Below are 20971 nucleotides of genomic sequence, written 5' to 3'. Positions count from 1 at the left end.
GGGTTAACAGTCTATTGCTGGCGCGTTCGGCTCGATCAATCGGCTCGAGAGTCAAAGCGTCATGCGTCAACGGTTCAGTCGTGAACGGTTAAGTCTTGCCCGGCTTCTTGCGTCCACCTCGCTGGTCGCAGCGGTGGCCATGGGTCTCGGCGGCTGCACGGCGATGTCGAAACTCTCCGACGTCACGGGCTCGGTCGGGCCGCGGGCGGAAGCCGCTCCCACCGATCCTGCGCGCGCTGCTGAAGTCTATGGCGAGCGCTATCGTGCCAATCCCAAGGACGCCGACGCGGCGCTCGCCTACGGCCAGGCCCTGCGCGCCAACGGCCAGCGCGCCCAGGCTGCCGCCGTGCTCGAGCAGGCGACCATCGCCAATCCCGGCAACAAGGCGCTGATGGCCCAATACGGCCGCGCGCTCTCCGACAACGGCAATTTCCAGCAAGCCTTCGACGTGCTGTCGAAGGCGCATTCGCCCGATAACCCGGATTGGCGCCTGCTCTCGGTGCAGGGTACCGCGCTCGATCAGATGGGGCGTCACGAGGAAGCGCGCTCCTACTATGCGAGTGCGCTCAAGATCGCGCCTGGCGATCCCGGCGTGCTCTCCAATCTCGGCCTGTCCTACATGTTGTCGAGAGATCTGCCGAAGGCCGAAGACGCGCTGCGCCAAGCCTATGCCTCGCCGCACGCAAGCGCGCGGGTGCGGCAGAATCTCGGTCTTGTCGTCGGTCTCCAGGGCCGCTTCGCCGAAGCCGAGACTATTGTGAAGGCGGACCTGCCGCCGGACCAGGCTACGGCCAATGTCGCCTATCTCAAGGAAATGTTGACCCGCAGCGACGTCCGGCGTGGTGCGCCGAAGCGGACGCCGGTCGCCTCGCTCGGCCTGCCCGACTGATCAGACGTGATCTTCCGATCTTGATCTTCCAATCTTGAAGGCATCCTCGGACCGTACGCGGTCCACGTCTAAGGTCATTGCATCTCGGTGACCTTGATGCCAGTCGGTCCAAGGATGACGACGAACAGCACCGGCAGGAAGAACAGGATCATCGGTACCGTCAGCTTCGGCGGCAGTGCCGCGGCCTTTTTCTCGGCTTCGTTCATGCGCATGTCGCGGTTTTCCTGCGCCATCACCCGCAAGGATTGGCCGAGCGGGGTGCCGTAACGCTCCGCCTGCTGGAGCGCGAGACATACCGACTTGACGCCCTCGAGCCCGGTGCGCCGCGCGAGGTTCTCGTAGGCGACCTTGCGATCCTGCAAATACGACAGCTCGGCCGTGGTCAGGGTGAACTCCTCCGATAGCGCGATCGACTGGCCCACGATTTCGACCGCGACCTTCCGGAACGCCATCTCGACCGACATGCCGGATTCGATGCAGATCAGGAGCAGGTCGAGCGCATCGGGAAAGGCGCGCTTGATCGAGAGTTGGCGCTTGGAGATCGCGTTCCTGAGGAACAGCATCGGCGCCTGGAGTCCGAGATAGGCCGCACCGACGCAGATGCCGATCTTGATCGGCATGGACTGCTGCATATGCGCGATCAGGAACACGTAGACGACCGAACCGACGAACAGCACGATCGGGGCAACCAGGCGGGCAAACAGGAAGGTGATGTAGGGCGCCTGGCCTCGATAGCCGGCCATGATGAGCTTGTCCCGCGCAGCTTCCTGCGCGAGCCATTTGGTCAGGTTGAAGTCATCGACGACCTTCGAGACGAGCTGCTTCGGCGTCTGGCGCAGCGAGACTTTTTCACTCTTGTGGAGGCGCTCGCGCTCGCGCTGCCGGATGCGCTCACGTTCGTTCGCCACCGCCTTCATGCGCTTGGAAAGGCCCTCGCCGGCGAACAGCGGCATCACCAGCGTATAGACGGTGGCGCTGGCGGCAATGGCCGCCAGCAGCATCGTCATGAAGTGGACGTCGTGAAGTTTCGCAACGAGGAACTCTACCATAAGACACCATCAGAAGTCGAAATTGATCATCTTCTTCATCACCATGATGCCGATCGACATCCAGACAACACAGCCGACCAGCATGAGCTGGCCGGTGGGATGAGTCCAAAGCATCGAGATGTATCCTGGCGTTGTGAGGTAGACGAGGAACATCACGATCGGCGGCAGCGAGCCGATGATGCCGGCCGAGGCCTTGGCTTCCATCGACATCGCCTGGATCTTCTCTTTCATCTTCTTGCGGTCGCGCAGCACCTTGGAAAGGTTGCCGAGCGCTTCGGAGAGGTTGCCGCCCGATTTCTGCTGGATGGAGATGACGATGCCGAAGAAATTGGCCTCGGGCAGCGGCATGCGATCGTAGAGCCGCGTGCAGGCCTCGCCGAGCGGCATGCCGATCGCCTGCGTCTCGATGATGGACAGAAACTCGGAGCGCAGCGGCTCTGGCGCGTCGGCGGCGACCACCTTGATCGATTCGAACAGCGGCAGGCCCGCCTTGATGCCGCGGACGATGACGTCGACGGCATCGGGCAAGGCGGCCAGGAACTTGTTTTCACGGCGCTTCTTCAGGAAGCCGAGCGCCCAGCGGGGCAGACCGAGGCCGCCGGCAAACGCGAAGCCGGCGGCACCGAGCAGGCCGCCGCCGATGAACAAGGCGACTGCGAACAGCACGCCCGCCACGACGGCGGACACGATCCAGAATTTCTGCGGCGCCCAATCGAGGCCGGCCTGCGACAGGCGGACACTGAGCGGTACGCTCTTCTCCTGCTGGCGCCGCGCCTCGAGATCCTTGAGCGAGGTTTCGACCTGCTCGCGGCGCGAGCGCTGCGTCTTCTCGGCGGCGCGGGCCGTGGGCGCCTCGGCCCGCGAGATCGAGGCGCGGCGGCTCTCGGCCTTCCGTTCCCCGGACAGCATTGGATAAAGGAAGACCCAGGCGAGGCCGCCGACGGTGGCGGTGGCAAGGAAGGCGAGGGCAAGGACTTGCATGTTCATGGCTGCGTTGACCTGCTCACGTCGTGGGCGCCACTTCCGCCGCGTCGAGCGCCGCGGCAAGGCGCTTCTCTTCGCCGTAATAGCGGGCGCGTTCCCAGAATTTCGGGCGGCCGATTCCGGTCGACCGGTGCCGGCCGATGATCTTGCCGTTGGCGTCCTCGCCGACCATGTCGTAGAGGAACACGTCCTGGGTGATGATGGTGTCGCCTTCCATGCCCATCACTTCGGTGATGTGGGTGATGCGGCGTGAACCGTCGCGCAGGCGCGCGGCCTGGACGATGACGTCGATCGAGGCGCAGATCATCTCGCGGATGGTGCGTGAAGGCAGGGAGAAGCCGCCCATCGTGATCATGGATTCGCAGCGCGATAGCGCCTCGCGCGGATTGTTGGCGTGCAGCGTGCCCATCGAGCCGTCATGGCCGGTGTTCATGGCCTGGAGCAGGTCGAACGCCTCGGGTCCGCGGACTTCGCCGACGATGATGCGCTCGGGACGCATACGCAGGCAGTTGCGCACCAGCTCGCGCATGGTGACCTGGCCCTCGCCCTCGATGTTGGGCGGGCGGGTTTCCAGTCGCACCACGTGCGGCTGCTGGAGCTGGAGTTCGGCGGCGTCCTCGCAGGTGATGACGCGCTCGTCGTGCTCGATGTAGTTGGTCAGGCAGTTGAGCAACGTGGTCTTGCCCGAGCCGGTACCGCCGGAGATCAGCACGTTGCAGCGGACGCGGCCGATGATCTGGAGGATTTCCGCGCCTTCCGGCGAGATTGCGCCGAACTTGACGAGCTGATCGAGCGTCAGCTTGTCCTTCTTGAACTTGCGGATCGTGAGCGTGGGGCCGTCGATTGACAGCGGGGGCACGATGGCGTTGACGCGGGAGCCGTCGGCCAGGCGGGCGTCGCAGATCGGCGAGGATTCGTCGACGCGCCGGCCGACCTGGCTGACGATACGCTGGCAGATGTTGAGGAGCTGCTGATTGTCGCGGAAGCGGATACCGGTGCGTTGGATCTTGCCGGCGACCTCGATGTAGACGGTGTCGGCGCCGTTGACCATAATGTCGGCGATGTCGTCGCGCGACAACAGCGGCTCCAGCGGACCGTAGCCGAGGACGTCGTTGCAGATGTCGTCGAGCAGCTCTTCCTGCTCGGCGATCGACATCACGATGTTCTTGATCGCGATGATCTCGTTGACGATGTCCCGGATTTCCTCGCGCGCGGACTCCGAATCGAGCTTGGCAAGCTGGGCGAGGTCGATGGCCTCGATCAGCGCGCCGAAGATGGTCGCCTTGACCTCGTAATAATTGTCCGAGCGGCGGGCTTCCATGGTCGGCGCAGGCTTCGCCGGGGCGAGCGGCGGCGAGGAGATTGCCGGCGGCGGCGGCACGCGCGACATGGCGGGCGCCGAAGCCTGGGCAGGCTCTGGCGACACGGCACCGGGCTTCGGGGCCCGGGCGTCGGCGTCTGTTCCGCTACGCTTACCGAACACTTAAAAACTCCATGCGGCGACCTATTTTCCCCGCAACTTGTCAATCAGGGGTGAAAGCAGGGACGACTTTTGCTTCTTCGTTTCGCTGCGGCCGGTCAGGCGCTGGGCGATCTGAAGGAACATCTCGATCGACTTATGGTTGGCCGAGATCTCCGCGATCATCTGGCCGTTATTGGCCGCCGAGCCGAAGATCTGCGGCTCGAACGGAATCGAGACGACCGGCTGGCTCTCGATCGCCTTGGCGAACTCCGCCGCGGCGATTTCGGGCCGTTTCGGCACGCCGACCTGGTTCAGGCAGTAGAGCGGCGGCCGGTCGTTGGGGCGCGCGGCCTTCAGGAGATCGAACAGGTTCTTGGTGTTGCGCAAATTGGCGAGGTCGGGCGCCGCCACGATCAGGATGTCGTCCGCTCCGATCAGGGCGCGTTTCGTCCAGCCCGACCATTGGTGCGGAACGTCGAGGACGATGCAGGGCATCGTGGAGCGCAACGTGTCGAACACGGAATCGAAGGCGTCGGCGCCGAAATCGTAGACCCGGTCGAGCGTCGCCGGCGCCGCCAGCAGACTGAGGTGGTCGGTGCATTTCGACAGAAGGCGGTCGACGAAGGCGGTGTCGACGCGATCGGGTGAGAATACGGCGTCGGCAATGCCCTGCGGTGGATCCTGGTTGTAGTCGAGTCCGGCCGTGCCGAAGGCGAGGTCGAGGTCGGCGACGACCGCGTCCATCGCGAGATCGCGGGCGATCGCCCAGGCGACATTGTGGGAGATGGTTGATGCGCCGACGCCGCCCTTGGCCCCGACCACGGCGATAATGCGGCCGACGGCCTTGGCTTCCGGCGCCGAGAACAGGTTGCAGATCGAGCGCACGACGTCGATCGCGCCGACCGGCGCGAGCACGTAGTCGCTGACGCCGCGGCGGACCAGCTCGCGGTAGAGCGTGACGTCGTTGATGCGGCCGATCACGACCACGCGGGTGCCGGCATCGCAGACGGTCGCGAGATGGTCGAGCCCGCCCAGGAGGTCGTTGCGGCCGTCGCTTTCGAGCACGATCACGTTCGGCGTGGGGGCCGAGCGGTAGGCTTCCACCGCAGCCGCCATTCCGCCCATCTGGATCTTCAGATGGGCCTTGCCGAGACGGCGATCTTCGCCGGCTGACTGCACGGCGGCCGCCGTTTCCACGGTCTCGCAGAAAGCCTGGACGGAAACGCGGGGCGCCGGCGCAATATGCTCCTCGACCGGTGGGAGCGATGCCTCGGACTGATCTTCTTGGGGCTGGCGAGCGTAGCTGATCATCTGCCGGTGTCGCTGAGTTTGGCCTTGTCGGCCTCAGGATAGGCGACCGCCGTCGGCATTCCCTTGCGATACTTCTCGAACGCGGCGGTCCGCCGCGGCGTGTAGGACGGCGTTTCGGGCCGCGGCTGCTCGAGATCCGACGGATTGTCGACCATCGCTGCGAGGTTGCGCTGATAGGCGCAGCCGTAATTGTAGTAGTCCTTGTTCTCGAACCAGCTCTTGTTCTTCATCGAAGGGCCGATATCTTCCGGCCACAGGCCGCAGGGACCCGCGACTGCGGCGATCTTGGAATAGGTGAGGCGGATCGGCGGCAGGAATCGCTTGTCGTCCGGCGTGTAAGAGCGGGCGTTGATGCCGCGCGGCGGAACGCCCGCCGCCGACAGCATTGCCTGGATTTCGCGCATGGTGTCCGCGACCGGACGCGCGTTGGGCGTGCCGGACGGTACGTCGATCCGGATCGCGCCGGTGCCTTCGTGCATCCAGGCCGACGCGACGCCCATCACGTCGGCGCGCTGGGCGGCGGTCAAGCCGCCGCGGGCATGGCCGACGAAGACGACGATGGAACGATTCTGCTCCTCGATCGCGATCGGATGGCGCTGCTTGTAGTCGTCGGGAATGGAGGCCGTGACCGCTTCGTCATGCTGGCAGCCGCCTAGGGCGAGCGCCATGCCGACGAGCGCGCCGCCGAGGTGGATGGCGCGCCTGCGAATCTGGGGTGGTCTAGTGATCTTCATGAAGTCCCCGTTCCGCCTCAGTCGGTGATGAAGCCGTAGGTGCCGCGGTAGTTCTTGGCCGGTTCGGTCCGGCCGGGCACGCCGTAGATGCGGTTGATGTTGCCGAGCAGTTCGGCCTGCGGATCAGCCGGTGCGGAGAAGCCATCATCCGGCCGCGACAGGTCCTTTTGCGCAACTGCGCGAACGATGTAGGGCGTCACGATCACGACCAGCTCGGTCGCGTTGTTGACGAAGTCGCGGCTACGGAACAGCGTGCCGAGGACCGGGAGCTGCATCAGACCTGGCAGTCCGCTGACCGCTTGCTTGGTCTGCTGCTGGATCAGGCCAGCCATCGCCATCGCGCCGCCTGAGGGAATTTCCAGCGAGGTTTCTGCGCGGCGGGTCTTGATCGAGGGCACCGTGAGCGAGTTGACCGAGGTCGAGGTCACGGCCTGGGACAGCGTGATCGCGTTTTCGTTCGAGAGCTCGGACACCTCGGTCATTACCCGCAGGCTGATCTTGCCCTCCGTGAGAACGACGGGGGTGAAGTTGAGCGAGATGCCGAACTTCTTGAAGCTGATCTGGGTGGTACAGACGTGCGTGGTGGGGTCGCACGCATAGCCCGCAGGCACCGGAAATTCACCGCCGGCAATGAACGTTGCCGATTCACCGGAGATCGCGGTCAGGTTCGGTTCGGCCAGCGTCCGGATCACGCCCGCGGTCTCCATCGCACGCAGCGTGGCCTGCACCGACGGGGCCGCGCCGAACTTCGTGGTCAGGTTATTGCCGTCGACGAGGTTGTGGCCAAGAGCCGTGAACGGATTGGAGTTGCTGAAGCTGACGACCGAGGTGCCGTAGCTGAGGTTGGCGGTGAGGTCGATTCCGAGCTGCTTGACGATGCTGCGCTGCACTTCCGCGACCGTCACCTTGAGCATGACCTGATCGCGGCCGCGGACCACGATCGAGTTCACGACCTTCTCGGGGCCGCCGGCGAGGCGCACGGCGAGGTCGTTGGCCTGCTGGGCTTCGGCCGGATTCGCGGCCGAGCCGGTCAAGATGATGCCGTCGCCTAGCCCGTCGATCTGGATGTCTGAGTTCGGCAGGACCTGCTTCAGCGCGGCCCGCACGCCGTTGAGGTCGCGCTTGACCGCGATGTCATAGGCCGCGATCTGCTGGCCGGCGGAATCGAAGAACACGATGTTGGTCTGCCCGATCGAGGCGCCAATGATGTAGGCACGCTGCGCCGAGCGGACGACCGCGTTGGCGATCTTCGGATCGGCGACAAGCACGTCCTTGATGTCGCGCGGAAGGTCGATCACGATCGACTTGCCGATGCCGAGCGAGAGGAATCGCGCGTTCATCTGACCGTCGGCCGCAGCCTGCGCCACAGGGCGATAGTCGGCGGCGACCACAGGGGTGAGCACCGGGTTGAGCGCGAGCGCGACGGCGGCCGAAAACGGCAGGGCGCGGACCACCGGGGTTCGCATCGTCGCCAAATTCGCCCTGCATTTCATGTCGACAGTCCTCATCGTGCCTTCGCCGTCGAGCTTGGGATACCGTACCGAATGATCGAAATGCCCTCGCGCTTCTGTGCGGAGTCATCGAGCGTGATCTCGCTCAGCTTGACATCGACGATGCTGCGCAGCGCCAGCGACAGCGTGCCGCTCTGGCGTGCGGAGGAGAGCGTCGCAGTCTGCGCAGGATTGAGTTCGAGAGTGACGGTCTTGCCGACCACCGCGTTCTGGCCGTCCTTCTCCTTGGGAGCCTGGTCGATGGCCAGGACGCGGATATTGGCCAGGATGATCTCGGACGTGACGACATCGGGAGCGCCGCTGCTCTGGTCCGGGTTCTTGAGACGGCGCGTCAAAAGCACGTCGACGCGGTCGTTGGGCAGGATGAAGCCGCCTGCGCCGGTTTCCGGCGAGATCTCGGTCGAGATCGCCCGCATGCCGGTGGGCAGGATTGCCGCCATGAAGCCGGAGCCTTCGGCCTTGACCAGCTTCTGGTCCCGGATCGGCTCGCCCTGGATGAAGGGAGATCGTGCGATCGAGCCGGTGACCTGGGTTACCCCCTCGGGGCGCTCGTTGCGGCGGATGAAGGTGGCGCTGGCGGTCGCGGACGGCCAGGTCTGCCATTGCACGTCTTCCGGCTTGACGGTCTGGCCGAGGCCGATGTCGTTTTTCGCGACCAGGACGTCGACGGTGGGAAGCTGCGCGACCGGAGCAGGAGGCGGTGCAGAATTGTCCGAGCCGCTCGCCAGATACGCGGCGACACCGCCGGCGCAGATGGCGACCGTCAGGACGACAATGCGTGCCCTATTCATACGCTTCACTTTCCAACAAACGCCGCGACGCTGACGCCGCCGTAATCGGCAGTTGACCAGCTATTCGTCAAAGCATGGTTAATGAGGCGTATCTAAATCGCCTTAACGCCGGGTTTACCCGATGCGTTCAGCGCAATGCGAGGTGAGCGAGGTCGATCGCCTTCACCCATTCGGTCTCCGGGTAGACCATCAGCGCGCTCAGTGCGAGCGCGATGCCGTAGGGAATGCCGCTGTCCTTGGCGTGCAGCCGCGCGAGCCAGGTCTGGCCAGCGAGCCCGTAAGGCAGCGGCCACTGCCGGAACTGGAGCAGGAGCAGCGTCAGCGCCCCGCCGAACAGCGAGGCGTAGAGCAGGAAGTTCATCAGCTGTGCGAACCCGAACCAAAGCGCGACGGAGGCCGCCACCTTGGCATCGCCGCCACCGACCCAGCCCATCGCAAAACAGGTGAAGGCCACGACTAGGACGAGCGCGCCGGCGCCGACATGGCCCAGCATCTCGTAAGGTGCCATGCCACCGGCGAGAGCGAGCGCGAAAAAGCCGGCGACCAGCGCCAGCGATACGCGGTTGGAGATCGTCATCGTGAAGAGATCGCTTGCGGCGGCAAACGCCATCAGGGCCGGGAAGAGCAGAAGGCGCGCAAGGTCGAGGATCATGGGCTGCGTCTTGAGGCCTGGGTGTGCCGCGGAGCTGGCGTCGCCGGATTCTAGCCGGCAGTGCTAAACAAACCGAAAACGGCGGCGGCGGTCTTGAGGGGTAGAACCAGCCGAAGGCGTGCTCACCAGAGGGAGGCGATGCGTGCGGCGAGCGCGACGGTCGCAAGCAGCAGGGCCAGGCAGACCCAGTAAGCCGGCGAGCCGGTCTGCGCCGCCTCGGCCGCGTTCGCCGCGACCACGGCATCGGTTCTGTACTTGCTCAACGCCACTGGAACTCGCCGTCTTAAAAACAAAGGCCCCGGAAATCCGGGGCTTTTGCAGTCGTTGATCGATCGCCTACTTCAGCGAGCTGCTGATCGAGGTGAACTTGGCGTTCAGCGTGGTGCCGAGATTGTTGACGACGGTGATGATGGCCAGCGCGATGCCGGCGGCAATCAGACCGTATTCGATGGCGGTGGCGCCGGATTCATCTTTCGCGAAACGCGCAATCAGGTTCTTCATGAACAAAACTCCATCTGGGGTGGGATCGCCTCGTTCGGCGGTGTGCTTGACGCAACGACCATGAGATCCGAGCTCTTTCGGGAGAGTTAATTCGATCGGGCAAACGCGCTTGCCGCTGGCCAGAGTGAATTTCGCCTTAAGGCAGCCAGCTGCAATTCGTTCCGGTTCCGGATGTGCAGCAAGCGCAGCACCGGCTTCACCCTCCCTTAAATTTGGGGGAGTACGCGTAGGCGGGACCAGCAATTCGCAAGAGAGGCGACAATGTCGAGCCTGCCCATGGAAATCGCCCTGATGCTTGGCGAGACCATCGCGAAGGTGATCCCCGCGACCTTCGCGCTCGCGGTGGTCTTCACCGTGCTCGAGCATGTCTGGGCCTGCAATCCCGGCGTGCCGTGGTGGCGCAAGCGGGAGATCGTCACGGACATCTGCTACTGGTTTATCGTTCCGGTGTTCGCACGTGTCATGCGGATCGGCCTTCTGATCGTCGGTGCGAGCTTCGTCTTCAACATCCATGATGCCGACGGGCTCATCGCCTTCTACGACAATGGCCACGGCTCGCTGGCGCTATTGCCGCTCTGGGTCCAGGCCATGCTGTTCCTGGTGCTGTCCGATTTCATGCTGTACTGGCTGCACCGGTTGTTCCACGGCGGTGGGTTCTGGAAGTACCACGCGATCCACCACTCCTCGGAGGAGATCAGCTGGATTTCTGCGGCACGCTTCCATCCCGTCAATCTCGTGCTCGGTACCATCGCGGTCGACGTCGTGCTGCTGATGGCCGGCATTTCGCCGAACGCCATGGTCTGGCTCGCCCCGTTCACGACCTTCCATTCGGCCTTCGTGCACGCCAACCTGAACTGGACCTTCGGGCCGTTCAAATATGTGTTGGCGACGCCGGTGTTCCACCGTTGGCACCACACCGCGCTAGCAGAGGGCGGCGACACCAATTTTGCCGGCACGTTCCCGATCTGGGACTTGCTGTTCGGCACTTTCCGCATGCCCGAGGGGCAACTGCCGCAGGATTACGGCAAGGATGAAGCCACCATGCCGAAGGAAATCGGAGGGCAGCTTGCCTATCCGTTCCGCCGCTAGGTTCTCGAGAGCCGCGAACGCCAGTCCGTTCAAACAATAGTCCGAGAGTTTGCGGAACGTTCACGAATTGAGGGCAGGTTAGCCGGGTCGGGCACCGGCTCGGCTGTTATCTGATCGCTTCTGCCGGTTTGTGACGTCCCGGGGGTAAGAGTATGCGTAAACAACTGCTGCGCCGTCATGCGCGCGTCTGTCTTCTGGTTGCGACAGCGGTGCTGGCATCGCCGGCTGCCGTCATTGCCGAGTCCGCCGATACCATCGCCGTCAATGTCGACCAGGCCAAGCTGGTGCGGCTGCCTGGCAAGGTGGCAACCATCGTGGTCGGCAATCCCCTGATCGCCGACGTCACGCTCCAGCCCGGCGGCATGATCGTCGTCACCGGAAAGGGCTATGGCGCCACCAATTTCATCGCGCTCGACCGCGGCGGCGAGATCCTGGTCGACCGCCAGGTCCAGGTCGAAGGTCCGAGCGACCGGCTCGTTACCGTCTATCGCGGGATCGAACGCGAGTCCTACAGCTGCGCGCCGCTTTGCCAGCGCCGCGTGACGCTCGGCGACAGCGACACCTACTTCAACAGCACGATGAGCCAGGCCGGTTCGTTGAGCAGCTCGGCGAGCGGCAGTGCCGGTGCGGGCGCCAAGACGAACTGACTAAGGCGAACTGAGCAAGACGAACCAAGTAAGACGAACCAAGTAAGACCAACCAGCAAGTTTGATTGGCGGATTTGGGGGCAAGGATCGTCCCCGCCCGCCGCACGCGCGCGAGTTTCTCTTTCCGTGTCCTCGTCTCCCTGGTCCGGGTCGTTCGCGGTTAACGCGCTCTTAACGGCCCGGGCCGCCGGGTGCGGATCGCCTGAAACACTTAAACAATCAGTTTCCGCTATTGAACATGGCAGATGATTGCTGCTGCTGGGGAATTTGATGCCTTCGCCTGCACCTACGAGATTCAGGCTCCTCGCCACGTTGCGCCGGTTTCGTGGCAGCCGCCGCGGCTCCGCAGCCGTCGAGTTCGCGCTCGTTGCGCCGATGTTCTTTGCGTTGCTGTTCGCCATCATCGAGTCGGCGCTGATGTTCCTGGCGAGCCAGGTGCTCGAGAGTGCCTCGCAAAATTCTGCGCGCGTGTTGCTGACCGGGCAGGCGCAATCCGGCACGCTCACGGCCTGCGCGGTCTCCGGCGTCAGCACACCCTGCTCGCAAACGACGTTCAAGGCTTACGTCTGCAGCCAGATCCCGGCGCTGTTTGATTGCACCAAGCTCTACGTCGACGTCGTGAGTACAAACTCGTTCGGAGCGCTGAGCCTCACCAATTATGGTGATTCCTGCAGCTTCAATCCAACCGGCGTGCAGTACAGTGCCGGGGCCGCCAACCAGGTCGTCGTGGTGCGGCTGTTCTATCAGTGGCCGCTCTTCGTCACTGGCCTTGGCTTCAACATGGGCTGCAACAACAAGCGGCTGCTGATTGCGACCGCGGCCTTCAAGAATGAACCCTTCTGAGACAGATGGATCCGAGCGGACAGATGCAGGCGATTGCGAATATCTGGAGGAATGCCCGTAACTCCGTGCGCGACTTCGTCGCCGACACGCGTGCGATCGCGGCGACCGAGTTCGCGGTCATCGTGCCGCTGATGCTGGTGATGTTCTTCGGGACCGTCGAATTTTCATCGGCCGTGGCGATCAATCGCAAAGTCACAATGATTGCACGGACTCTGTCCGATTTGACGTCGCAGTCGACATCGGTCGACGATGGCGACATGCAGGACACGTTCACGGCAAGCATATCGATGATCATGCCGTACGACGCTACGCTCGTGAACGGCACGGTCCTTCAGATCTATATCGACTCAAGCAAGGTCGCCAAGATTCAATGGAGCAAGTCCGCCACCATTGCCAACGGTGCGACGCAGGCCACGCTGACGGCTCCGCCCCCGACTCTGGTAGCTGGCACCACGGTCACCTCGATGATTCCGCCATCGCTCTTGATCGCGTCGACCTACCTTATCTTCAGTCAGGCGAGTTACGTCTACACGCCTTCTGTCAAATTCGTCCTGAAGACGGGCATCACGCTGAGCGATGTCTCCTACACGCGGCCGCGCCAGGTCACCTGCGTTCCTTACACGGGTGTAAAGTCGCCGTGCTGAAATACGAGAGCAGATCCTGGAATAAAAAAAGGCCGGGCATCGCGCCCGGCCTTTTCATTGATTGGTTCGCTCGAGCCGATCGGGGCCCGTAAGCGGTAGGCTCAGCCGGCGGAGCGGAGGTTGTCGGCTGCCGACTTGCCGGAACGGCGGTCGGCGACGATCTCGTAGGAGATCTTCTGACCTTCGCGCAGCGTGCCGAGGCCTGCACGCTCCACAGCGCTGATGTGAACGAACACGTCCTGGCCGCCATCGTCGGGCTGGATGAAGCCGAAGCCTTTGGTCGCGTTAAACCACTTCACGGTTCCCATGCTCATGGGGGTAGTCCCTTCTCAGATAACACAATGTCAGAGCCCGCTTGCGCGGACAGGTTAGATCGAATTTTTGGAAGGGTCGTCAGCGTGTCTGAACCGGCTGTACCGGTGGATGCTAATGTCGTCCGGCCGAAAATCGATTAAGTCATTTTATTGGAAACAGACACCCAAAACAATGCTGACGTGCACGATTTTTTGATCCGCCGTGATGGTCACGGCGGATCAGCATACACGTCGGAATTACAGGTCCGCGCTCGCGCGCTGGGCCCCCGCTAGCGGCGGCGGAACTGGCCGCCGCGCTGTCCGGGACGCGGAGGTCCGCCCATCCCGCTCGGACGTTCGTCCTTGTGGCGGAAAATCAGCCGGCCCTTTTCGAGGTCATAGGGCGACATCTCTACCGTCACGCGGTCGCCCGCCAGAGTCTTGATGCGGTTCTTCTTCATCTTGCCGGCGGTGTAGGCGACGATCTCGTGTCCGGCGTCGAGCTGCACGCGGTAGCGCGCGTCGGGGAGGATTTCGGTGACCAGTCCTTCGAACTGGATCAGCTCTTCCTTAGCCATGAATTTCTCCAGGTCGTGGACGGCTAGTGCGAATGGGGTTTGCGGTTCGGTTGGCCGTTCGGCCGACTCTCGCGGCGCAAAAAGGCAACGCCTTGTATCCCATCAGACGCCCCGGCGCTATGCGCGGAACGCTGTTCCGGACGGGCGTTTGGCGAAGAATGCGCCTTGCCTCCGGAGCGGCTGCGAGGAGCTGCCTTCGGGCCACTGCCGGGCCTTCCGTCGCCCTGCTTGGCGGCACTGTGGTGGCGCCCGTCCGCATGCCTTTCGTCGGCACGGCGACCGTCAGCGTGGCGTCCCTCACCATGCCTTGCGCCTTGCGGACGCTGGCCCGGGCGGCCCGGCCGACCCTGTCGTTGCTGCTGCGGGGGAGGGCCCGCATCGCGGCGGCCGGCGTCGGTGCGGCGATCCTCACGCGGCAGCGCCACTTTGATCAGCCGCTCGATGTCGCGGAGATAGGCGAGTTCCTCGCCGCCTGCGACCAGCGAGATCGCGGTGCCCTCGGCACCCGCGCGCGCGGTGCGCCCGATGCGGTGCACATAGGTCTCCGGCACGTTGGGCAGATCGAAATTGATGACGTGGGTGATGCCGTCGACATCGATGCCGCGGGCGGCGATATCGGTGGCGACCAGGGTACGGATCTCGCCGGTGCGGAACAGAGCGAGTGTCCGTTCGCGGTGGTTCTGCGACTTGTTGCCGTGGATGGCGCTGGCGGGGATGCCGGCCTTCTCGAGCGTCTTCACCACCTTGTCCGCGCCGTGTTTGGTGCGGGTGAAAACCAGCGCGCGGTTGACCTGCTCCTGCTTCAACAGCTGGGCGAGGAACGCCGGCTTGGCGGAGAAGTCGACCTGGATGATGCGCTGCTGGATGCGCTCCACGGTCGAGGAGACCGGGGTCACCGCGACGCGGGCGGGGTCGCGCAGCATGGCGTCGGCCAGCTCGGCGATGTCCTTCGGCATGGTGGCCGAGAAGAACAGCGTCTGCCGCTTGATCGGCAGCTTGGCGACGATTTTGCGGATGTCGTTGATGAAGCCCATGTCGAGCATGCGGTCCGCCTCGTCGAGCACGAGGAATTCGACGCTGCCAAGCTTCAGTCCGTTGCTCTGCACGAGGTCGAGCAAACGACCGGGGGTGGCGACCAGCACCTCGACGCCCTGCATCAGCGAGCGGACCTGACGGCCCATCGGCACGCCGCCGATGGCGAGCGTCGAGGACAGGCGGATGTGACGGCCATAGGCGTTGAAACTGTCGAGGATCTGGCCGGACAGTTCGCGGGTCGGCGACAGCACCAGGACGCGGGTCGTCTTCGGCTGCGGCTTGATGCGATTCTCGAGCAGGCGGTGCAGGATCGGCAGCGCGAAGGACGCGGTCTTGCCGGTTCCGGTTTGGGCGATGCCGACGACGTCGCGGCCGGTCAGCGCGGTCGGAATTGTCTGGGCTTGGATGGGGGTGGGGGTGACGTAGTTCTCTTCGGTGAGAGCACGGGCGATGGGCTCGGCGAGGCCGAAATCCTGAAACGAAGTCAAAAGATGGGTTCTTTCCATGTCAAAAGCGGGCGCCCGGCGCATTCGGCGCGGCGCGCGCAAAAGGGTGTCGAGTGGGACACCTGCGTGTTTGGGGTGTCGGATGGCTTGATGGGATGGGGCAAGCCAGACGCCCGTAAGGGCTTAAGAACACGCGGCTCGCAACGGTCTCCTGATTCGCAAGAGACCTCGACCTCATATGGAACATTGAGGCGGCGCTTTCAAGGCACGCCCCACAGAAACGGCGATCGCGGTGCAGAAATAGTTATGCCGGAAATTTAGCCAGAGTGACAAATTTGCTCAGAAAATAACCTGCCTGCCGCATTCGCATACATTAGAGTTGCTCAATGTTTAGGCGGCGCGGCCTGTGCGATACTTCGTTTTCTGTCAATTTCACCAGCAAAAACAATCGGTTGAAGGGTGTCTAATCCATGGCACAGTTCTTGCGAATCCGTTAATCGCAGGCGGCCGTTGGGGCCGTTTCGCAGCGTTTTTCACGTCTGCGTCAGGGAGATGAGACACTCATGCATAGCAAATCCACTCACGATATAGCGGCGCCATTTAGCCGCCGTGGCGTTCTCGCCGCGACCGCCGGACTGATGCTTGGTCTGGCTTCCATTTCTGGTGCGAAAGCCGCGGACGACACCATCAAGGTCGGCGTGCTTCACTCCCTCTCCGGCACCATGGCCATCAGCGAAACCACGCTGAAGGACACCATCCTCTTCCTGATCGACGAGCAGAACAAGAAGGGCGGCGTCAACGGCAAGAAGCTCGAAGCCGTGGTCGTCGATCCCGCTTCGAACTGGCCGCTGTTCGCCGAGAAGGCGCGCGAGCTGATCACCAAGGACAAGGTCTCGGTCGTGTTCGGCTGCTGGACCTCGGTGTCGCGCAAGTCGGTGCTCCCGGTGTTCAAGGAGCTGAACAGCATCCTGTTCTACCCCGTGCAGTACGAGGGCGAGGAGAGCGAGCGCAACGTGTTCTACACCGGCGCCGCGCCGAACCAGCAGGCAATCCCCGCCGTCGACTATCTGATGAAGGACGAGAAGGTGAAGCGCTGGGTGCTCGCGGGCACCGACTACGTCTATCCGCGCACCACCAACAAGATCCTGGAAGCCTATCTGAAGTCCAAGGGTGTCGCCCAGGAAGACATCATGATCAACTACACGCCGTTCGGTCATTCCGACTGGCAGACGATCGTGGCCGACATCAAGAAGTTCGGCTCGGCCGGCAAGAAGACCGCTGTGGTCTCGACCATCAACGGCGACGCCAACGTTCCTTTCTACAAGGAGCTCGGCAACCAGGGCATCAAGGCGAAGGACATCCCGGTCGTCGCGTTCTCGGTGGGTGAGGAAGAACTCGCCGGCATCGACACCAAGCCGCTGCTCGGCCATCTCGCCGCCTGGAACTATTTCCAGTCGATCAAGTCGCCGGAGAACGAGAAGTTCATCAAGGCGTGGCAGACCTACACCAAGAATCCGAAGCGCGTGACCAACGATCCGATGGAAGCGCACGTGATCGGCTTCGACATGTGGATCAAGGCGGTCGAGAAGGTGAAGTCGACCGATCCGGACAAGGTGATCGATGCGCTCCCCGGCATCGAAGCCAAGAACCTGACCGGCGGCACCTCCAAGATGCTTCCGAACCATCACATCACCAAGCCGGTGTTCATTGGCGAAATCAAAGCCAACGGCCAGTTCGACGTGGTGTGGAAGACCCCGGGTCTTGTCGCGGGCGACGCCTGGTCGAAGGAGCTCGACGGCTCCAAGGACCTGGTCGGCGACTGGGTCGGCAAGAAGTGCGGTAACTTCAACACCAAAACCAACAAGTGCCTCGGTTCGGGCTCCTGATCCGGATCTGACGCTCCATTGCACGATCGGAGAAGGCGGCGATCCCGCCGCCTTCTCCACCCTTTTCTGCCGGGGTCTTTCACAGTGCCAGCCAATTTGTCCGCCCGCCTCTGTTCGCTCCTGCTCTCGTTCTTCCTGATCGCGTTCGCACTGCCGGCCTTGGCCGGCCCGTTCGAGGATGCGGTCGCCAAATTCGCCAACGACGATTATTCCGACACGGAGGAGGCGATCGGCGTGGTCGCAAGCAGCGGCAATACGCTGGCCTTTCCGATCATCAGCGCGCTCCAGGACGGCCGGCTCATGGCCGACCCTGATAGCAAGAAGGTTTACGTCAGCGGCACCGACGGCAAGTCGATCGATGCCACGACCGGTCAGGCCGTGGCCAGCGTGCCCGACAGTGCGAGCGCGGTCCGCCTCAACAACCGCCTTCGCCGCAGCGTCGATGCGGCGATCGGCAGCCTGACGCTGCAGTCACCCGACATCGGAGCGCGGCTCCAGGCCGCGCAATCCGTCTTCAAGTCGCATGAGGAGACGTCGCTCGAAGCGGTCGATGGCGCGCTCGCCAAGGAAACCAACCGATCCGTCAAGGCTGCGCTGGGCGACGCCCGCGCGGCGATCCTGTTGTTCAAGCCGGATGCCACCGAGCTCGAGAAGCTCGAAGCCGTTGCCACCATCAAGGCGCGCGGCGACCAGGAGGCGATGGCGCTGCTGACCGGCATGGGCGACCAGCCGGCCTCGGTGACCAAGGCTGCCGCGAGCGCAATCGGCTCGATCCAGAGTTCGCTCGCGGTCTGGTCGATGGTGCAGAATGCCTGGTACGGCCTCTCGCTCGGTTCGGTGCTGCTGCTTGCTGCGATCGGGCTTGCCATCACGTTCGGCGTGATGGGCGTCATCAACATGGCCCATGGCGAGATGGTGATGATCGGGGCCTACACCACCTTCGTGGTGCAGGAGGTGATCCGTACCCGCTATCCCGTCCTGTTCGACTATTCGCTGCTGATCGCCGTGCCGCTCGCCTTCCTGGTGGCCGGCGCGCTCGGCGTCGTGATCGAGCGCAGCATCATCCGCTTTCTCTATGGCCGTCCGCTGGAGACGCTGCTGGCGACCTGGGGCCTGTCGCTGGTGCTGCAGCAGGCCGTGCGCACCATGTTCGGCCCGACCAACCGCGAGGTCGGCAACCCCTCCTGGATGAGCGGCGCGTTTGAGATCGGCCAGATCACGGTCACCTATAACCGGCTCTGGATCCTTGTCTTCACGCTCGCGGTGTTCGTCATTCTGCTCGCGATGCTGCGCTACACGGCACTCGGGCTCGAGATGCGCGCGGTGACACAGAACCGGCGCATGGCGGCTTCGATGGGCATCGCCACTTCGCGGGTCGACGCGCTGACTTTTGGTCTCGGCTCGGGCATTGCGGGCATCGCCGGCGTGGCGCTGTCGCAGATCGACAATGTCAGCCCCAATCTCGGCCAGAGCTACATCATCGACAGCTTCATGGTCGTGGTGTTCGGTGGCGTCGGCAATCTCTGGGGCACGCTGGTCGGCGCCTTCACGCTCGGCATCGCCAACAAATTCCTGGAGCCGGTCGCCGGCGCCGTGCTCGGCAAGATCGCCATCCTCGTTCTCATCATCCTGTTCATTCAAAAACGGCCGCGCGGCCTGTTCGCGCTCAAGGGCCGCGCGGTGGAAGCATGACCCCTCACATGCTGACGCGATCGCTGGACCGCGGCGCGACCATCTTCCTTGCCATCGTCGTGGCCTGCGGCATCCTCATCCCGCTCTCCAACCTGCTGCTGCCCGCAGGTTCGTTCCTGCAAGTGCCGACCTATCTCGTCGCGCTCTGGGGCAAATATGTCTGCTACGCGATCCTGGCGCTCTCGATCGACCTGATCTGGGGCTATTGCGGCATCCTCTCGCTCGGTCACGGTGCCTTCTTCGCGCTCGGCGGCTACGCGATGGGCATGTACCTGATGCGGCAGATCGGCAGCCGCGGCGTCTACGGCAATCCGATTCTGCCGGACTTCATGGTGTTCCTGAACTATTCGAAGCTGCCCTGGTACTGGTACGGCTTTGACATGTTCTGGTTTGCCGCGCTGATGGTGCTGATCGTGCCGGGCCTGCTCGCCTTTTCCTTCGGCTGGCTCGCCTTCCGCTCGCGCGTCACTGGCGTGTATCTGTCAATCATCACCCAGGCGATGACCTATGCACTGCTGCTCGCCTTTTTCCGCAACGATTTCGGCTTCGGCGGCAACAACGGCATGACCGACTTCAAGGACATCTTGGGCTTCAACGTGCAGGCCGAGGGCACGCGTGCTGCGCTGTTCGCGCTGAGCTGCCTGGCGCTGATCGCCGGCTTTCTGATCTGCCGCGCCATCGTCTCGTCCAAGCTCGGCAAGGTGCTGATCGCCGTGCGCGATGCGGAATCGCGCACGCGCTTCCTCGGCTACCGGGTCGAATCCTACAAGCTGTTCGTGTTCACAGTGTCGGCCTGCATGGCCGGCGTCGCCGGCGCGCTCTATGTGCCGCAGGTCGGCATCATCAACCCGAGCGAATTCGCGCCGGGCAATTCGATCGAGGCCGTGATCTGGGTCGCGGTCGGCGGCCGCGGTACGCTGGTCGGCGCCGCGCTCGGCGCCGTCGTCGTCAACTACGCAAAGACGTTCTTCACCTCCGGCATGCTCGCGCCCTACTGGCTGTTCATGCTGGGTGCCATGTTCATCCTGGTAACGTTGCTGCTGCCTAAGGGCATCGTCGGCACTTTCAACGCCTGGTGGGACTCGTCGAAGGAAAGGCGCGACGCCGCGACCATTGCGAGCGCCGCGGCCGAAGACGGCGTCACCCAACCCAAAATGGCGGAGGAGGCGCAATGAACGTCATGGACACCCGCGCGACCTCCGCAATGCTGTATCTCGACGGTGTGCACGTCTCGTTCGACGGCTTCCACGCCATCAACAACCTCTCGTTGACGCTCGAGCCCGGCGAGATGCGCGCCATCATCGGCCCGAACGGCGCCGGCAAGACCACGATGATGGACATCATCACCGGAAAGACCAAGCCCGACGAAGGCACCGTGCTGTTCGACGGAGTCACCGATCTGACGCGACTGGACGAGACCCGCATCGCCGAGCTCGGCATCGGCCGTAAATTCCAGAAGCCGACCGTGTTCGAGAGCCAGACCGTGCAGGACAATTTGCTGCTCGCGCTCAATGTCGACCACAGCGTCAAGGGTACGCTGTTCTGGCGCGGCAGCCGGGCGGAGGCCGAGCAGATCGACAAGGTGCTGGAGACGATCCGCCTCACCGATGCCCGCAACCGTCTCGCCGGCAGCCTCAGCCACGGCCAGAAGCAGTGGCTCGAGATCGGCATGCTGCTCGCCCAGGATCCGAAACTACTGCTCGTCGACGAGCCCGTCGCCGGCATGACCGACGTCGAGACGCATCTCACCGCCGAGCTGCTCAAGGAAATCAACAAGACCCACACCGTGATGGTGGTCGAGCACGACATGACATTCGTGCGCGAGCTCGGCGTCAAGGTCACTTGCTTGCACGAGGGTACCGTGCTCGCGGAAGGCACCATCGACCAGGTCTCGTCCAACGAGCGGGTCATCGAAGTTTATCTGGGGCGCTGAG

At 63.5% G+C, this 20971-nt stretch carries 22 protein-coding genes; 9 read left to right on the top strand and 13 right to left on the bottom strand.

Annotated elements, in window-relative coordinates:
• Nucleotides 1-61 precede the first annotated feature (61 nt).
• Nucleotides 62-889, top strand: a complete 828-nt coding sequence (locus IVA93_RS32835; protein WP_026232795.1) for a tetratricopeptide repeat protein — start codon at nt 62-64, stop codon at nt 887-889.
• 74 nt (nt 890-963) lie between these two features.
• Here the strand turns inward: IVA93_RS32835 and IVA93_RS32830 are convergent, their stop codons facing one another.
• From IVA93_RS32830 to IVA93_RS32785, 10 genes are all read right to left on the bottom strand, one after another.
• Nucleotides 964-1938, bottom strand: coding sequence for a type II secretion system F family protein (locus IVA93_RS32830; protein WP_018454686.1), 975 nt, complete (start codon nt 1936-1938; stop codon nt 964-966).
• Between the two features lie 9 nt (nt 1939-1947).
• Nucleotides 1948-2925: a type II secretion system F family protein gene (locus IVA93_RS32825; protein WP_026232794.1), complete on the bottom strand. Its 978-nt coding sequence runs from the start codon at nt 2923-2925 to the stop codon at nt 1948-1950.
• Nucleotides 2926-2941: 16 nt separating this feature from the next.
• Nucleotides 2942-4405: a TadA family conjugal transfer-associated ATPase gene (locus IVA93_RS32820; RefSeq protein WP_026232793.1), complete on the bottom strand. Its 1464-nt coding sequence runs from the start codon at nt 4403-4405 to the stop codon at nt 2942-2944.
• A 21-nt stretch (nt 4406-4426) separates the two neighbouring features.
• A complete protein-coding gene (locus tag IVA93_RS32815) occupies nt 4427-5695 on the bottom strand; it encodes a CpaE/TadZ family protein (protein WP_018454683.1) in 1269 nt (422 codons plus the stop codon).
• Entirely contained in the window at nt 5692-6429 is a 738-nt protein-coding gene (locus IVA93_RS32810) for a CpaD family pilus assembly protein (RefSeq protein WP_018454682.1), read from the bottom strand. Before IVA93_RS32810 ends, IVA93_RS32815 begins: the two co-directional genes overlap by 4 nt.
• A 17-nt stretch (nt 6430-6446) precedes the next feature.
• On the bottom strand, nt 6447-7922 hold the full coding sequence (locus IVA93_RS32805) for a type II and III secretion system protein family protein (RefSeq protein WP_247789944.1): 1476 nt from the start codon (nt 7920-7922) through the stop codon (nt 6447-6449).
• Nucleotides 7923-7933: 11 nt separating this feature from the next.
• Nucleotides 7934-8731, bottom strand: a complete 798-nt coding sequence (gene cpaB / locus IVA93_RS32800) for a Flp pilus assembly protein CpaB (RefSeq protein ID WP_018454680.1) — start codon at nt 8729-8731, stop codon at nt 7934-7936.
• A gap of 127 nt (nt 8732-8858) precedes the next feature.
• Nucleotides 8859-9383, bottom strand: coding sequence for an A24 family peptidase (locus tag IVA93_RS32795; protein WP_018454679.1), 525 nt, complete (start codon nt 9381-9383; stop codon nt 8859-8861).
• Between the two features lie 122 nt (nt 9384-9505).
• A complete protein-coding gene (locus IVA93_RS32790; protein WP_162496356.1) occupies nt 9506-9646 on the bottom strand; it encodes a hypothetical protein in 141 nt (46 codons plus the stop codon).
• A gap of 73 nt (nt 9647-9719) precedes the next feature.
• Entirely contained in the window at nt 9720-9884 is a 165-nt protein-coding gene (locus tag IVA93_RS32785) for a Flp family type IVb pilin (protein ID WP_007599783.1), read from the bottom strand.
• A 261-nt stretch (nt 9885-10145) separates the two neighbouring features.
• Between IVA93_RS32785 and IVA93_RS32780 the strand changes: the two genes are divergently transcribed.
• From IVA93_RS32780 to IVA93_RS32765, 4 genes are all read left to right on the top strand, one after another.
• Nucleotides 10146-10973 carry a sterol desaturase family protein gene (locus IVA93_RS32780; protein WP_018454677.1) on the top strand — a complete coding sequence of 276 codons (828 nt, stop codon included), beginning with the start codon at nt 10146-10148 and terminating at the stop codon, nt 10971-10973.
• 152 nt (nt 10974-11125) lie between these two features.
• Complete coding sequence (locus IVA93_RS32775; RefSeq protein WP_018454676.1) at nt 11126-11620, top strand: pilus assembly protein N-terminal domain-containing protein; 495 nt, start codon at nt 11126-11128, stop codon at nt 11618-11620.
• A gap of 270 nt (nt 11621-11890) precedes the next feature.
• On the top strand, nt 11891-12463 hold the full coding sequence (locus IVA93_RS32770; RefSeq protein ID WP_026232791.1) for a TadE/TadG family type IV pilus assembly protein: 573 nt from the start codon (nt 11891-11893) through the stop codon (nt 12461-12463).
• Nucleotides 12464-12486: 23 nt separating this feature from the next.
• Nucleotides 12487-13107 (top strand): TadE/TadG family type IV pilus assembly protein, encoded by a 621-nt coding sequence (locus IVA93_RS32765; RefSeq protein WP_039799130.1) that lies wholly within the window; start codon nt 12487-12489, stop codon nt 13105-13107.
• Nucleotides 13108-13208: 101 nt separating this feature from the next.
• On the opposite strand, the gene IVA93_RS32760 is transcribed toward IVA93_RS32765, so the two are convergent.
• The 3 genes from IVA93_RS32760 to IVA93_RS32750 all read right to left on the bottom strand — a co-directional run bounded on the left by IVA93_RS32760 (nt 13209) and on the right by IVA93_RS32750 (nt 15543).
• Entirely contained in the window at nt 13209-13421 is a 213-nt protein-coding gene (locus IVA93_RS32760) for a cold-shock protein (RefSeq protein ID WP_007599788.1), read from the bottom strand.
• A gap of 269 nt (nt 13422-13690) precedes the next feature.
• Nucleotides 13691-13978, bottom strand: a complete 288-nt coding sequence (gene infA / locus IVA93_RS32755; RefSeq protein ID WP_007599789.1) for a translation initiation factor IF-1 — start codon at nt 13976-13978, stop codon at nt 13691-13693.
• Between the two features lie 23 nt (nt 13979-14001).
• Entirely contained in the window at nt 14002-15543 is a 1542-nt protein-coding gene (locus IVA93_RS32750; protein ID WP_051112971.1) for a DEAD/DEAH box helicase, read from the bottom strand.
• A 479-nt stretch (nt 15544-16022) separates the two neighbouring features.
• Here IVA93_RS32750 and urtA point away from each other — a divergent pair, with 479 nt between their 5' ends.
• The 4 genes from urtA to urtD all read left to right on the top strand — a co-directional run bounded on the left by urtA (nt 16023) and on the right by urtD (nt 20970).
• Nucleotides 16023-17345 carry an urea ABC transporter substrate-binding protein gene (gene urtA / locus IVA93_RS32745; RefSeq protein ID WP_026232789.1) on the top strand — a complete coding sequence of 441 codons (1323 nt, stop codon included), beginning with the start codon at nt 16023-16025 and terminating at the stop codon, nt 17343-17345.
• An 84-nt stretch (nt 17346-17429) separates the two neighbouring features.
• Entirely contained in the window at nt 17430-19037 is a 1608-nt protein-coding gene (gene urtB / locus IVA93_RS32740; RefSeq protein WP_018454671.1) for an urea ABC transporter permease subunit UrtB, read from the top strand.
• Nucleotides 19034-20212, top strand: coding sequence for an urea ABC transporter permease subunit UrtC (gene urtC / locus IVA93_RS32735; protein ID WP_026232788.1), 1179 nt, complete (start codon nt 19034-19036; stop codon nt 20210-20212). The genes urtB and urtC overlap by 4 nt, the downstream gene beginning before the upstream one ends.
• Nucleotides 20209-20970, top strand: coding sequence for an urea ABC transporter ATP-binding protein UrtD (gene urtD, locus IVA93_RS32730; protein ID WP_018454669.1), 762 nt, complete (start codon nt 20209-20211; stop codon nt 20968-20970). The genes urtC and urtD overlap by 4 nt, the downstream gene beginning before the upstream one ends.
• Nucleotide 20971 lies beyond the last annotated feature (1 nt).

Origin of the sequence: Bradyrhizobium sp. 155, assembly GCF_023101105.1 — a bacterium.
Lineage (GTDB): Bacteria > Pseudomonadota > Alphaproteobacteria > Rhizobiales > Xanthobacteraceae > Bradyrhizobium > Bradyrhizobium canariense_D.
The sequence above is the reverse complement of the archived record's forward strand: the minus strand, read 5'-3'. Positions and strand labels throughout refer to the sequence as shown.